15 protein-coding genes are annotated in these 12,823 nt (G+C 55.4%); 5 read left to right on the forward strand and 10 right to left on the reverse strand.

Going from position 1 to position 12,823, the window contains the following annotated elements; all coding sequences use genetic code 11:
* Positions 1 to 7 precede the first annotated feature (7 nt).
* Positions 8 to 607 carry a hypothetical protein gene (locus ABIB59_RS05010; protein ID WP_317077420.1) on the forward strand — a complete coding sequence of 200 codons (600 nt, stop codon included), beginning with the start codon at positions 8 to 10 and terminating at the stop codon, positions 605 to 607.
* A 65-nt stretch (positions 608 to 672) separates the two neighbouring features.
* On the opposite strand, the gene ABIB59_RS05015 is transcribed toward ABIB59_RS05010, so the two are convergent.
* A complete protein-coding gene (locus tag ABIB59_RS05015) occupies positions 673 to 927 on the reverse strand; it encodes a hypothetical protein (protein WP_039078502.1) in 255 nt (84 codons plus the stop codon).
* Between the two features lie 190 nt (positions 928 to 1,117).
* Between ABIB59_RS05015 and ABIB59_RS05020 the strand changes: the two genes are divergently transcribed.
* Positions 1,118 to 1,837, forward strand: a complete 720-nt coding sequence (locus tag ABIB59_RS05020; RefSeq protein ID WP_039078503.1) for a response regulator — start codon at positions 1,118 to 1,120, stop codon at positions 1,835 to 1,837.
* Positions 1,834 to 3,315 (forward strand): sensor histidine kinase, encoded by a 1,482-nt coding sequence (locus ABIB59_RS05025; RefSeq protein WP_110295651.1) that lies wholly within the window; start codon positions 1,834 to 1,836, stop codon positions 3,313 to 3,315. The genes ABIB59_RS05020 and ABIB59_RS05025 overlap by 4 nt, the downstream gene beginning before the upstream one ends.
* A gap of 47 nt (positions 3,316 to 3,362) precedes the next feature.
* On the opposite strand, the gene artJ is transcribed toward ABIB59_RS05025, so the two are convergent.
* The 6 genes from artJ to ABIB59_RS05055 form a co-directional block, all read right to left on the reverse strand.
* The gene (gene artJ, locus ABIB59_RS05030) at positions 3,363 to 4,094 is read right to left on the reverse strand and encodes an arginine ABC transporter substrate-binding protein ArtJ (RefSeq protein ID WP_039078505.1); all 732 of its coding nucleotides are present in this window, start codon (positions 4,092 to 4,094) and stop codon (positions 3,363 to 3,365) included.
* A 188-nt stretch (positions 4,095 to 4,282) separates the two neighbouring features.
* The gene (gene artM, locus ABIB59_RS05035; protein ID WP_039078506.1) at positions 4,283 to 4,951 is read right to left on the reverse strand and encodes an arginine ABC transporter permease ArtM; all 669 of its coding nucleotides are present in this window, start codon (positions 4,949 to 4,951) and stop codon (positions 4,283 to 4,285) included.
* Positions 4,951 to 5,667, reverse strand: a complete 717-nt coding sequence (artQ, locus tag ABIB59_RS05040; protein WP_039078507.1) for an arginine ABC transporter permease ArtQ — start codon at positions 5,665 to 5,667, stop codon at positions 4,951 to 4,953. Before artQ ends, artM begins: the two co-directional genes overlap by 1 nt.
* 6 nt (positions 5,668 to 5,673) lie before the next feature.
* A complete protein-coding gene (gene artI, locus ABIB59_RS05045) occupies positions 5,674 to 6,405 on the reverse strand; it encodes an arginine ABC transporter substrate-binding protein ArtI (protein ID WP_071196069.1) in 732 nt (243 codons plus the stop codon).
* A gap of 18 nt (positions 6,406 to 6,423) precedes the next feature.
* Positions 6,424 to 7,152 (reverse strand): arginine ABC transporter ATP-binding protein ArtP, encoded by a 729-nt coding sequence (gene artP / locus ABIB59_RS05050; protein WP_039078509.1) that lies wholly within the window; start codon positions 7,150 to 7,152, stop codon positions 6,424 to 6,426.
* Between the two features lie 220 nt (positions 7,153 to 7,372).
* Positions 7,373 to 7,888, reverse strand: coding sequence for a lipoprotein (locus tag ABIB59_RS05055; protein ID WP_317077418.1), 516 nt, complete (start codon positions 7,886 to 7,888; stop codon positions 7,373 to 7,375).
* Between the two features lie 103 nt (positions 7,889 to 7,991).
* Between ABIB59_RS05055 and ABIB59_RS05060 the strand changes: the two genes are divergently transcribed.
* Positions 7,992 to 8,315, forward strand: a complete 324-nt coding sequence (locus ABIB59_RS05060) for a heavy metal-binding domain-containing protein (RefSeq protein ID WP_354034273.1) — start codon at positions 7,992 to 7,994, stop codon at positions 8,313 to 8,315.
* Complete coding sequence (locus ABIB59_RS05065) at positions 8,312 to 9,142, forward strand: N-acetylmuramoyl-L-alanine amidase (RefSeq protein ID WP_354034275.1); 831 nt, start codon at positions 8,312 to 8,314, stop codon at positions 9,140 to 9,142. Before ABIB59_RS05060 ends, ABIB59_RS05065 begins: the two co-directional genes overlap by 4 nt.
* Positions 9,143 to 9,164: 22 nt before the next feature.
* On the opposite strand, the gene ABIB59_RS05070 is transcribed toward ABIB59_RS05065, so the two are convergent.
* The 3 genes from ABIB59_RS05070 to ltaE form a co-directional block, all read right to left on the reverse strand.
* A complete protein-coding gene (locus tag ABIB59_RS05070) occupies positions 9,165 to 10,178 on the reverse strand; it encodes a 3-beta-hydroxysteroid dehydrogenase (RefSeq protein ID WP_354034277.1) in 1,014 nt (337 codons plus the stop codon).
* 96 nt (positions 10,179 to 10,274) lie between these two features.
* Positions 10,275 to 11,711: a DUF2867 domain-containing protein gene (locus ABIB59_RS05075; RefSeq protein ID WP_354034279.1), complete on the reverse strand. Its 1,437-nt coding sequence runs from the start codon at positions 11,709 to 11,711 to the stop codon at positions 10,275 to 10,277.
* Positions 11,712 to 11,721: 10 nt separating this feature from the next.
* Positions 11,722 to 12,723 (reverse strand): low-specificity L-threonine aldolase, encoded by a 1,002-nt coding sequence (gene ltaE, locus ABIB59_RS05080; protein WP_354034281.1) that lies wholly within the window; start codon positions 12,721 to 12,723, stop codon positions 11,722 to 11,724.
* Between the last annotated feature and the right edge of the window lie 100 nt (positions 12,724 to 12,823).

Genomic DNA, 12,823 nt, shown 5'->3' on the forward strand with positions numbered 1-12,823 from the left:
ACTGACCATGCGTATGCCATCTCGTTACTTATTCCCTCTTAAACCTGCCGCACCGGGTTCCGGTGTGGTGGCGTTCGTCGTTCTGTTTGCGCTGTTGGCTGGGGTTCTTTACGGCGCTTATCGCCTGTTGCGTGACTTTTTGAGCACGGGGAATCCTTTTATTTTTGCCGTTGCGCTGTTTGTGGTGCTGTTGAGCGTTTCCGGGATTGTCGACAGCCGCAAGCGGCGCGCAAGGCTCCTGGCACTGGCGCAGGCGCGTCAGGGCGAAAGCATTTGCCAGTTTGCGCGCGCATTTCCTCGGCGGGATGTGGACGCCTGGGTGATCCGCGCTGTCTGGGAAACCGTGATGGCGTGGGGCGGGCGTGACCTGGTGCGGCTGAATTTCCCCCTGCGGGCGGACGACAGCCTGGCACTTTTTGCTTTAGACGATGACGAAGAGCTTTTCGATGTGCTCTCTGATGCGGCGACAAGGGCCGGGCGTACACTGGAAAATCTTGACCACAACCCGTTTTTTCCCCTCATCACGCTGCGTGATATGGTCATGGCGTTGAATGCGCAGCCCATGACGCCAGAGCGGCAACAAAAAAGAGACATTGTTCTGGATTAGGGTAAACAGTGGGCGCAGCCCGGCCAGTGACCCCGGCAATACTGCCCGGGGTGCTGGCGGGGAGATTATTTGTCCATGCCGTCCGATTTTTTCTTCATCATGTCGTCGTCTTTGCCCATGGTCCCTTTTTTCGCCATGTCGCCGTGCTTCATCGTGCTCTCTTTTTTTGTCATCCCGTCATGTTTCATCGGCGCCTTTTTCTTCATCATGGTGCTGTCGTCCTGCTTTTTCATACCGTCCTGGCTCATCGCGTCGGCGGCATGGGCGTTAGCCACCCCAAAGGCACAGAGGGTGGCGAGGGTGAGGATCATCTTTTTCATCGTGGTTTCCTTGCAAGGTGAGAGGGGGTGTCACCTGACTCTCTTGCCTGACTCCGGAAAGTGTGGGTGACAGGCCGCAGCTTACGCCTGGACCGGTCACGACTTCCTCACGGAAATATAAATTATTTGTGATAACTCAATGCGCGACTATTGGGTAAGCTAATAAAGAGAAAGGCAACCGGAACGGGCTATGGAAACCGCAAAAAAAATACTGCTGGTCGAAGATGATCGGGATATTGCTGGCCTGCTGCGGCTTAATTTGCAGGACGAGGGCTACCAGATTGTTCATGAAGAGGATGGGGCGCGTGCGCTCGCCCAGCTTGAAAAGACCGACTGGGATGCGGTGATCCTCGATCTGATGCTGCCGAATGTCGATGGGCTGGAGATTTGCCGCCGCATCCGCCAGATGACCCGCTATCTGCCGGTCATTATCATCAGCGCCCGAACCAGTGAGACACATCGGGTTCTGGGGCTGGAAATGGGGGCGGATGATTATCTGGCGAAGCCATTTTCGATACTGGAACTGGTGGCGAGGGTGAAGGCGCTGTTTCGTCGCCAGGAGGCGATGGGACGCAACCTGCGTCTTGATATGGGCAGTATTGCCTGTCACGGTTTAACCATCGACCCGCTTCCCCGCGAGGTGCGCCTGCGCGGCGAGTTGATTGATCTGACGCCGCGCGAGTTCGATCTGCTCTACTGGTTTGCCCGTCACCCCGGCGAGGTTTTCTCGCGCCTGGCGCTGCTCGATCAGGTGTGGGGATATCAGCATGAAGGCTATGAGCACACGGTTAATACCCATATCAACCGTCTGCGTATGAAGATTGAAAAGGATGCCGCCGCACCGGAAATTATTCTGACCGTCTGGGGGAAAGGCTATAAATTTGCCGTTTCGGAGCCTGAGGGGGAATGATGCGTCGTTTAAGTCTGACTCAGCGCCTGACGCTGCTCTTCACCGTGCTGCTCCTGCTCTGCGCCGCCGCAGCCTGCAGCGTTCAGCTCTACAGTAGCACCCGCTACGGCGATGCGATGGTGCAACGGCTTTCTGCGGGTCTTGCTCAGCAAATTGCCAGCAGTGAGCCGCTGCTTGATTCCCAGGGCAAAGTGAATCGCCAGACGCTGAAATCGCTGTTTGACCGCCTGATGACGCTCAACCCCAGCGTCGAGCTGTATATGATCTCCCCGGAAGGCGACTTGCTGGCCGATGCCGCGCCGCCTGGGCATCTTCGTCGCGAGCATATCGATGTCGCCCCGTTGCAGCACTTTCTATCCGGCGCGGCCTGGCCAGTCTACGGCGACGATCCGCGCAGTGTCGACAAACAAAAAGTCTTTAGCGTGTCGCCGATTCGCCTCGATGGTCAGTTGCGGGGTTATCTCTACATTATTTTGCAGGGTGAGAACCTGAACGCGCTGGCGGATACTGCCTGGCAAAAAGCGCTGTGGAGCGCATTGCTGTGGTCGTTGCTGTTAGTGGCGGTGTTTGGCGCACTGGCAGGCGGTCTTACCTGGTGGTGGGTGACGCGTCCGGTGAAAAAGTTGACCCGCGAGGTGCAGGGGCTGGAGCAGGATAGCATCAGCGCCATCAAGCAACTGGCGTTGCGTGCGCCGGATCCTGAGGCAGGAAATGAAGTCGCGGTCCTGGAAAACGCCTTTATTGAGCTTTCCCGGCAGATAGCCAGCCAGTGGGATCAATTGGCAGACAATGACCGACAGCGACGGGAGTTTGTCGCCAATATTTCGCACGATTTACGTACCCCGCTGACCTCATTACTCGGCTACCTGGAAACCCTTTCGGTGAAGGCCGGGCATTTAACGCCGGAAGAGTCGAAGCATTATCTGAGCATCGCCTTGCGCCAGGGAAACAAAGTCCGGCACCTGTCTCAACAGCTCTTTGAACTGGCGCGGCTGGAACATGGTGGCATCAAACCGCAGCCGGAACCCTTCTCAATGGCGGAACTTTTGCAGGATGTGGCACAAAAATTCGATCTGATGGCGGAAACGCGCGACATCCGATTACTGCTGGAGTTGCCCACCAACCTGCCGCTGGTGTATGCCGATTTGTCGATGATGGAACGGGTGCTCACCAATTTGCTGGATAATGCGGTGCGTCATACGCCCAACGGTGGGAAGATTTATCTGCGCGCCCGTCAGCAGGATGACCAGCTTATGGTTGAGGTTGAGGACAACGGGTCCGGTGTACCGGGTGCGCTGCGGGCTACGTTGTTCCAGCGCCCGTCGGTGCTGGACAAGGCCAGTGCGGGAGAGTCGCGCGGCGGGCTGGGGCTGATGATTGTCCGGCGTATGCTGCAATTGCACGGTGGCGATATCCGGCTGGTGGATGCGCAACCGGGGTCGTGTTTCCGCTTTACGCTGCCGTTTCAGGGAGCGTGAGAGCATAAAAAAAGCCGCGTCACGCGGCTTTTTCTCTTCAATTCCGCTTACTGCGGGAACCACTGATCGCTGATTTTCTGGTAAGTGCCGTCAGCTTTGATGGCTGCCAGGGCCGCGTTCAGTTTTTCCAGCAGGGCTTTGTTATCCGGGCGTACCGCGATACCAAGGCCTGTGCCGAAATACTGCGGATCGGTCACTTTCGGAGTCGCAACACCCAGTTGCGGGTTGGTTTTCAGCCACTCGTTGACCACCGCGGTATCACCGAACACGCCATCGATACGGCCATTTTTCAGGTCGATAATCGCGTTCTGGTAGCTGTCATAAGCTACGGTTTTCACTTCCGGGTGTTTGTCCTGCAGGTATTTCTGGTGCGTGGTGCCGTTTTCCATACCGATACGTTTGCCTTTCAGGTCATCGAAGGTTTTATACGCATCTTTTTTGGCGATAACCACGGCGGAGTTGGCGTAGTACGGCTCGGTGAAGGAGACCTGTTTGCTGCGCTCAGGCGTGATATCCATGCCGGAGATAACCGCGTCATATTTTTTGAATTTCAGGGACGGGATCAGGCTGTCAAAGGCATGGTTGGTGAAAGTACACTCTGCTTTCATCTGGGTACAGAGCGCGTTTGCCAGGTCGATATCAAAGCCCACAATCTTGTTATTCGCATCCATGGATTCAAACGGCGGGTAGGTAGCAGAGACACCGAAATTAATTTTATCCGCGGCGGTTGCGCCAGCAGCGAAAGAGGCAAGTAATGCGGCCAGAATCAGTTTTTTCATTTTTGGAGCTCCTGTCTGTCAATCTTATTGTTTTGCGGTTGCCGTGTCTGAGGCATGGGGCTAACAATGCCATTTAATGAATTTATATGCAATATATTTGATTAGTTATTTTATTTTTCACATAAAAAAAGCGAGCAATTAATAAGTTGCTCGCTCTCTTGTTTACTATTTATGCATTTTGTGTGGTTTTAGTTGCGACGCTCAAAGGCCAGCGCTTTACGCTCAATCAGACGCATCATCAGGGTCAGCAGGCCGTTAACGATAAGATAAATCGCCCCGGCAGCACCAAATACCATCACATCGTAGGTGCGTCCGTACAGCAACTGGCCGTGCCCCATCACTTCCATCAGCGTAATGGTATAGGCCAGCGATGTACTCTTGAACACCAGCACCACTTCGTTCGAATAGGACGATAAGGCGCGTTTGAATGCATACGGCAACAGAATCGCCAGCGTGTCTTTCTTGCTCATCCCCAGCGCGCTACAGGACTGCCACTGACCTTGCGGAATGGCGCGGATCGCCCCGTAAAACAGCAGCGTGGTATAGGCCGCGCTGTTCAGGGAGAGCGCCAGCAAGGCACACAGCCAGGGTTCCGACAGTAGGTGCCAGATAACCGGATATTCCTGCAGCACCGGGAACTGGCCCGGACCGTAGTAAATCAGGAAGATCTGCACCAGCAGCGGGGTACCGGTAAACAGCGTGATATAGCCACGGACTATCCATGACAGAACGGGCGTCTTTAGCGTCAGCACAATGGTAAAGAGCAACGACAGAACCAACGCGGCAATCAGCGATGCCACGGTGAGCGTCAGGCTGGTGTGCAGGCCTTTCAGCAGCTCGGGTAAGTACTCAAGCATCAGTCTGGTCTCCGTTCAAAGCGTGTGGCGCGCAGATCGATACGCTTAAGGATCCACTGACTGAGCAGAGTGACCACCAGATAAATCGCTGCCGCCACAATGTACCAGGTAAATGGCTCCTGGGTACGGGTGGCGATACTTTTGGTTTGCAACATCAGGTCATTAACGCTGATAAGCGATACCAGCGCGGTATCTTTCAACAGTACCAGCCACTGGTTGCCAAGGCCCGGCAACGCGTGACGCCACATTTGCGGCATGACCAGACGGAAGAAAATGGCGCTTTTTGACAGCCCCAGCGCCTGGCCCGATTCCCACTGACCTTGCGGTACCGCTTTTAACGCGCCACGTAAGGTCTGTGACGCGTAGGCGGAGTACAGCAATGACAGGGCGATCACGCCGCAGAAGAACGGGCTGACATCAAAGTTCTCGATCTGCACCTGTATCGGGAGTTGCACGAACCCCAGATTGAGGGTGAAACCGTCAGAAAGAATTAACAGTAGCTGTGATGAGCCGAAATAGATAAACAGCACGACCAGAATTTCTGGTAAGCCGCGCAAAATAGTGACCAGCGCCGAGCCAGCCCACGCAACGGGACGCCATTTGGCTGACTCCCATACCGCAAAGATCATCGCCAGAACCAGGCCGATGATCAGTGCGCAAACGGCAAGGCCGACGGTCATCCCGGCGGCGCTTGCTAATGGAAAAATTTCATTCATCAAGGATTACTTCTGGAACCATTTGTTGTAGATGGTTTCGTAGGTGCCATCTTTCTTCACTTTTTCCAGCGCAGTGTTGAATTTCTGCTGCAACTCGGTGTTGCCCTGACGAACGGCGATACCCAGGCCCGTGCCGAAGTACTCTTTATCGGTCACTTTGTCGCCAACGGCGGCCAGTTTATCGTTCGATTTCAGCCATTCTGTGACAACTGCGGTGTCACCAAATACGGCATCGATACGGCCATTCTGCAGATCCAGCTTGGCATTCTGATAGCTGTCGTACGGAACGGTGGTGATTTCCGGGTGCTTATCGTTGATGAATTTCTGGTGAGTAGTGCCGTTCTGCACGCCCACTTTCTTGCCTTTCAGGGCATCGATGCTGGTGTACTTACCGGTTTGACCCACGAACAGCGCTGAGTTGTCATAGTATGGAGTGGTAAACAGAACCTGTTTCTCACGCTCCGGGGTGATGTCCATACCGGCCATTACCGCGTCGAAACGACGGAATTTCAGGCTGGGGATCAGGCTATCGAACGCCTGGTTGGTGAAGGTACAGGTGGCATCAATCTCTTTACACAGCGCGTTTGCCAGGTCCACATCGAAACCAACGATTTTGTTGTTGGCGTCGGTAGATTCAAACGGAGGGTAGCTTGCTTCGGTGGCGAAACGGATAGTCTGTGCTGCGGAAGCAGACAGGCTGACGCTTGCAAGTAGCGCGGCGATCAATACTTTTTTCATTGTCATTTCCCCGAGAACTCAGTGAGATAAATAATATTTAAACGCGTCGGTCTGCGGCGAAGCAAAGCAGCTCGCATCCCCTTGTTCGATAATATGACCGTTTTCCATATAGACCACGCGGCTGGCGGTTTTGCGCGCCACTTCCACTTCATGGGTCACGATAACCTGCGTAATACCGGTTTCTGCCAGTTCACGAATGATGCTGACGATTTGCGCGGTAATTTCCGGATCCAGCGCGGCTGTCGGTTCATCAAACAGCAGAACCTGTGGCTCCATCATCAGAGCGCGGGCAATCGCCACACGCTGCTGTTGGCCGCCGGAAAGATGCAGCGGATAACGATCGCTGTAGGGCTTAAGACGTAAACGTTCCAGCAGTTTGTCCGCACGGGCGAGCGCCTCATCTTTACTCAGACCCAGCACGCGGCACGGGGCTTCAATCAGGTTCTGGGCTACCGTTAAGTGCGGCCAAAGATTGTATTGCTGAAACACCATACCCACGTTCTGACGCAAATCGCGAATCGCTTTGTCAGAAGGGGCTTTGGCAAAATCGAAGTGATTGCCTGCGATGCTTAACTGACCGGAGCGCGGCATCTCAAGCAGGTTCAATACGCGTAATAATGAGCTCTTACCCGCGCCACTCGGGCCAAGCAGCACAAGTGTTTCACCCTGCGGGCAGTCAAGCGTAATGTCAAAGAGCGCCTGGTGCGCACCATAGAAGCAGTTAATGCCGTTTAATTTTATACTCATCGAGGCAATCTAATAGCAATTGAGGCCGCAAATAGTAACGTTCGCAGAATAGTTATGCAATATTTGTGCGTTAAAACTTAAATATAAACCGCGTTCACACATAAAGTTAGCACAAAATACCGGGGCGTGATGGAAGCAGGCATAAATGTCGGCATTCACGCTGGAATGCCAGACATTTTGCGGGGATTAATGCATATTTCCCACTTTCATGGGCATCTTGTCAGCGATGCTCAACAGACTGGCGCAATGTCCCGGCCGGAGCATGCGCCGCGCCACCGAGGTAGCGCACATCATCCACAGCCCAGCACCGACCTTCACGGATCATCAGCACTTCATCCTGCCAGCTTTGGGAGCCCTGAGTCAGGGTGACCCGCAGTGGAATGTTTCGCGCATCGGTGTTCGGGATCGTTGAGGCACTGGCAACGCTTGCTTTCTCCGGCATGACGGTTCTGCTGGAGAAGGGATCGGATTTCAGGAGCGTGGTATTGCGATTATCTTTACTGGCCGCGGTGAGCGAAGCCGCCAGATCGTCGCTCAGGTACGGACGCAGTGCGGAAAAATCATTACTGCGGTGCTCAATGCGATAATCGTAAAATTGTTGTGCAACAGTATCGGGGCCGCCTTCGATACAAGGGCCGCTGCGGGTTCCGATATCCTTAAACGCTGGTGTAACCGTGGTACAGGCGCTGAGCAGCAGCGCGCACGGTAAAACGAGAGTCAAAGCAGAGTAGCGCATATTGATTTCCTTATTTTCTCTTCGGATATAACCACCTTTCAAGAATAGTGTATTGCTCCGATAATGTGCTTTATAACGCACTGAGTATCAAAAGGAGACGCTGATGCAATTTTCAACAACACCCACCCTCGAAGGCCAGCCGATTGTCGAATACTGCGGCGTCGTCACCGGCGAAGCGATTCTGGGGGCCAATATTTTTCGCGACTTTTTCGCCGGTATTCGCGACATCGTGGGGGGCCGTTCAGGCGCGTATGAAAAAGAGCTGCGCAAGGCGCGTGAAATTGCGTTTCGCGAGATGGGCGAGCAGGCAAAAGCGCTGGGCGCGAATGCCGTCGTGGGTATCGATATCGATTATGAAACGGTGGGCAAAGACAGCAGCATGCTGATGGTGAGCGTGAGCGGTACGGCGGTGAAAACACGCAGATGAGCCGCTTTTTATCCTTACTGTTGTTAGCGCTACTTCTGGTGGGTTGTGCGGGTGAGAAGGGGATCGTCGATAAAGACGGTTTTCAGCTTGATACCCGCCGTCAGGCGCAGGCGGCGTATCCGCGTATCAAAGTACTGGTGGTGCACTACACGGCGGATGACTTTGATGTTTCGCTGGCGACGCTCACCGATAAGCAGGTGAGTTCGCACTATTTGATTCCGGCGCACCCGCCTGTCCATCATGGTAAGCCGCGTATCTGGCAACTGGTGCCGGAAAGTGAGCTGGCCTGGCATGCGGGGATCAGCTACTGGCGCAACGCTACGCGAATCAATGATACCTCTATCGGTATTGAGCTGGAAAACCGTGGCTGGCAAAACGTGGCAGGGGTGAAGCGATTTACCCCCTTTGAGCCTGAACAGATTGCCGCGCTGGTTCCGCTGATGAAAGACATTGTCAGTCGTTATCACATCCAGCCACAGAACGTGGTGGCGCATTCGGATATCGCCCCGCAGCGCAAAGATGATCCGGGGCCACTTTTCCCGTGGCGTGAACTGGCGTCACAGGGGGTAGGGGCATGGCCCGATGCCGCGCGTGTGGCATTCTATCTGAATGGTCGCGCGCCGTATGAAGCGGTAGAGACGGCCTCACTGCTCGATCTGCTGGCGCGCTACGGTTATGAGGTCAAACCGGAGATGAGCGCCGCCCAGCAGAAAAGGGTGATTATGGCCTTCCAGATGCATTTCCGCCCGGCATTATGGAATGGCATGGCCGATGCGGAAAGCCAGGCGATTGCCGAGGCGCTGCTGGAAAAATATGGTCAGGGATGAGGACGCTTGAGGGAAGGGCCGTTTAGCGCGGCAACTTCCCGTGATCCCGCAGCCAGTAAGCCGTGCGGGCAATGCCCTCATCGACAGAGACAATAGGTTCATACCCCAGCTCGTTCTTCGCTCTTTGGATATCCAGCGTGAAATCGAAATTCAGCTTGGATACCCCATAATGGGTGAACGAAGGCTCTTTCGCTGATTTGTCGCCGAAACGTTCCATGCTGCGTGCGATCATATCCAGCATCGCATAAGGCACCGAGCGGATGCGGCAGTCCATCCCCAAATCGTCAATTAATTTTTGCACGATGCTACGCAGAGTGCGCGGCTCGCCGTTAGTGATGTTGTACGCTCGCCCGGACGGCAGCGCATCACAAACGGGCTGGCTTGCCAGCCACATCGCATGCACCGCGTTTTCATAGTAGGTCATATCGACCAGTGCTTGCCCACCGCGCGGCAGTAAGATGCTGCGGTAGTGGTGCATCATCTGCGCCAGGCGGGGGATAAAGACTTTATCGTGCGGGCCGAACAGACTCTGCGGGCGTAAAACTGTAAAACGGGTATTGGGGTTGGCCTGCGCAAGCAGTTGAATCACCTCTTCGCTGGCGGCTTTACTACGGGCGAACTCGTTAGCTAAGCGCGCCGGACGGAAATCCTCACGAATGTCGTGATGGTGGTGATAATCGAAATAGAGTGATGGCGATGAAATATGAATGAAGTTACGCACGCCCCAGGCCACGGCCCATTCGCCGAGGCGGCGGGTTGCCCGGACGTTCGCCAGGTCAAAGGCTGCCTGTGTACCCCAGGGAGAGGTAAAACTGGAACAGTGCCACAGGGTATCCACCCCGGCGAGCATCACTTTGGCCTGCGAAGAGACCAGCTCGGTCAGATCGGCGTGAATAAACTCAGCGCCCATTTTTGTCAGCAACTCGCCCATGGCTTTGTTGCGGCCCGTTGCGCGTACGCTAATGCCTTTTTGACGCAAATATTCGACGGCGTTTCGGCCTAAACCGCTGGTTGCGCCTGTGACCAGAACCTTCATAGCAATCCACTATAGTGACCCGCAATCATTGCGTGCGCATTCTTCCGTGAAACAGGGCGGTATGCAATGGGAAACATGAAAGAATAATGTCTGAATTTACTTTTTTTCTGCGTTTTGTTCTGCCAGTCGCGCAATTCGCCGCGCCATGCCCCGAAAAATAAACAGATGCGCGGGGATCATCAGCAGCCAGTAGAGCAGCCCTGGCATACCGTGCGGATGCCACCAGGCGCGCACATCCAGCAGACGGTATTGACCTTTGTCGGTGAGGGTAAAGCTCAGGCGACCCAGCCCCGGCGCTTTCATCCCGAACAGCAGTGCTAATTGCTCTTGCGGCTCGGCGATGATCACTTTCCAGCTATCAACCTGGTCGCCTGGCTGCAAAAACGGACGCTGCGGACGGCCTTTCGCCAGACGATGGCCGATCAGATGATCCAGCGCGGCACGGGTTTGCCAGAGAACATTGCCAAAAAAGTAACGCTCTTTACCGCCGATCTGGTTAACCACCGCCCACAGCGCCTCCAGGCTGGCGGCGGTTTCAACGGTAAAGCCCGCCTGTTTGGGGAAATAGCCGTATTGCGGACGCCAGCGTGCAAATGCCTGCGGGGAATATCCCCAGTCGCTGGAATTCACCAATTTCTCTTCTTCGCGAAGTGTACGACGAACCGCTTCGTCGAAAGTGATCAGTGGCTGGGGGATGAGCTGGCGAAGGGGGCCATCGTCAGCCAGCAGATCGTGCTTTAACCCCTGAATCAGCGCGCGCGCAATAGTCGGTGGCACGGACGTGATGACCTGTAAAAACCAGACCGAGATAAGCCGGGTGGGCAGAGGGACAGGGATCAACGGACGGGTAACGCCACTGACCGCCATAAAGTGTTCAAACTGTTGCTGGTAACTCAGCGTTTCCGGGCCGGCAGCCTCAAAAACGCGGTGCTCTTGCGACGGATGATGGCGTAACTCCAGCAGGTAGTGGAGCAGATTCTCCAGCGCAATGGGCGTGGTTCGTGAACGCACCCACAGCGGCGGCGTCAGCACTGGCAGGTTATAAACCATATCGCGCATCACTTCAAACGCGGCCGAGCCTGCGCCAACAATAATCCCGGCGCGCAATTCCGTAACAGGAACATCCGCGTCGCGCAGGATATCGCCGGTGAGCTGGCGGGCAATCAGGTGGCTGGAGTCACTGGATCCTTTGGCCTGCAGTGAGCTGAGAAAAATCACCTGCCGGACCGGACATTGCCGCAGCGTATCGCGCACGTTGAGGGCAATTTGTCGCTCCTGGGCGATAAAGTCGCCGCTCTCGCCCATGCTATGCACCAGGAAGTAGAGGGTATCGATCCCCTCAAACAGCGCCGGGAGATTGTCTGGCCAGATAAGATCCGTTTCATGGCAACTTACCCCCGGCAACTGCTGTTTTTGCAGGCGAGTAAGATGGCGTGCCACAGCGAGAATCTCATGCCCCTGCTGACTTAACGCCTGGATCAGGTGCTGACCAATGTAGCCACTGGCCCCGAGCACCAGAGTTCGTTGCGGCACACCCTGCTCCTTAACGCTGCAAAAACGCCTGCCAGTGAGAAACAACATCGGCAAGCTGATCGCGGCTGACGTCCAGATGGGTCACCAGGCGCACAATCGGCGAAGCGTTAATCAGCACATCGCGCTCACGCATAAAGGCTCCGAGCGCCGCCGCGTTTTCTTCCCCTACGCGGACAAACAACATATTGGTGTCATTGCGCATCACGTCGGCGCCAATTTCACGCAACTGTGCCGCCAGCCAGGCCGCGTTATCATGATCGTCTTTCAGCCGCTGGACATTGTGCTCAAGCGCATAGAGACCGGCTGCCGCCAGTATTCCCGCCTGACGCATGCCGCCACCGGTCATTTTACGCCAGCGGGTAGCGCGCCTGATGTAATCCTTGCTTCCCACCAGCAGTGACCCGACGGGCGTGCCAAGACCTTTAGAGAGGCAAATAGTAAACGAGTCGCAGTATTGGGTGATGTTGCGCAACGTACAGCCATATTCCACCACGGCATTGAAAATACGCGCGCCATCAACGTGCAGCGCAAGGTTGCGCTGGCGGGTGAACTCCCACGCCTGTCGCAGGTAGTCGCGCGGCAGGACTTTACCGTTGTGGGTGTTTTCCAGGCTTAACAGGCGGGTGCGGGCAAAGTGGATATCGTCCGGCTTGATTTTCATGGCCACTTTATCGAGCGGCAGGCTGCCATCCGGTGCGGCGTCGATAGGCTGCGGCTGGATACTGCCCAGAACGGCAGCGCCGCCGGCTTCGTACAGGTAATTATGTGCGGCCTGGCCGACAATGTACTCTTCGCCGCGCTCGCAGTGGCTGAGCAATGCTACCAGGTTTGCCTGGGTACCTGTAGGCAGAAACAGCGCGGCTTCCTTACCGCCCAGCGCAGCCGCGTAATGCTGCAGTTCATTGACGGTCGGGTCATCCCCGTAAACATCATCCCCGACGGGCGCTGCCAGCATATGTTCCAGCATGGCGCGCCCCGGGCGGGTGACGGTATCACTGCGTAAATCGATCATGGCACTTCCTTATTTACACGTCATCCCTCAGGCTGCCTCTGTGCAGGCTGCGCCCGCTAACCCCCGTCGCATTATTATCTCCGCGTCTGGGGTTAGACGA

This window comes from Citrobacter sp. UYEF32, assembly GCF_040546205.1.
Classification (GTDB): Bacteria; Pseudomonadota; Gammaproteobacteria; order Enterobacterales; family Enterobacteriaceae; genus Phytobacter; species Phytobacter diazotrophicus.

What these genes read in the sequence shown, in the direction of transcription:
- ABIB59_RS05010 (WP_317077420.1), top strand. Translation starts at nt 8, where the DNA reads ATGCGTATGCCATCTCGTTACTTATTCCCTCTTAAACCTGCCGCACCG.
- ABIB59_RS05015 (WP_039078502.1), bottom strand. Translation starts at nt 927, where the DNA reads ATGAAAAAGATGATCCTCACCCTCGCCACCCTCTGTGCCTTTGGGGTG.
- ABIB59_RS05020 (WP_039078503.1), top strand. Translation starts at nt 1,118, where the DNA reads ATGGAAACCGCAAAAAAAATACTGCTGGTCGAAGATGATCGGGATATT.
- ABIB59_RS05025 (WP_110295651.1), top strand. Translation starts at nt 1,834, where the DNA reads ATGATGCGTCGTTTAAGTCTGACTCAGCGCCTGACGCTGCTCTTCACC.
- artJ (WP_039078505.1), bottom strand. Translation starts at nt 4,094, where the DNA reads ATGAAAAAACTGATTCTGGCCGCATTACTTGCCTCTTTCGCTGCTGGC.
- artM (WP_039078506.1), bottom strand. Translation starts at nt 4,951, where the DNA reads ATGCTTGAGTACTTACCCGAGCTGCTGAAAGGCCTGCACACCAGCCTG.
- artQ (WP_039078507.1), bottom strand. Translation starts at nt 5,667, where the DNA reads ATGAATGAAATTTTTCCATTAGCAAGCGCCGCCGGGATGACCGTCGGC.
- artI (WP_071196069.1), bottom strand. Translation starts at nt 6,405, where the DNA reads ATGAAAAAAGTATTGATCGCCGCGCTACTTGCAAGCGTCAGCCTGTCT.
- artP (WP_039078509.1), bottom strand. Translation starts at nt 7,152, where the DNA reads ATGAGTATAAAATTAAACGGCATTAACTGCTTCTATGGTGCGCACCAG.
- ABIB59_RS05055 (WP_317077418.1), bottom strand. Translation starts at nt 7,888, where the DNA reads ATGCGCTACTCTGCTTTGACTCTCGTTTTACCGTGCGCGCTGCTGCTC.
- ABIB59_RS05060 (WP_354034273.1), top strand. Translation starts at nt 7,992, where the DNA reads ATGCAATTTTCAACAACACCCACCCTCGAAGGCCAGCCGATTGTCGAA.
- ABIB59_RS05065 (WP_354034275.1), top strand. Translation starts at nt 8,312, where the DNA reads ATGAGCCGCTTTTTATCCTTACTGTTGTTAGCGCTACTTCTGGTGGGT.
- ABIB59_RS05070 (WP_354034277.1), bottom strand. Translation starts at nt 10,178, where the DNA reads ATGAAGGTTCTGGTCACAGGCGCAACCAGCGGTTTAGGCCGAAACGCC.
- ltaE (WP_354034281.1), bottom strand. Translation starts at nt 12,723, where the DNA reads ATGATCGATTTACGCAGTGATACCGTCACCCGCCCGGGGCGCGCCATG.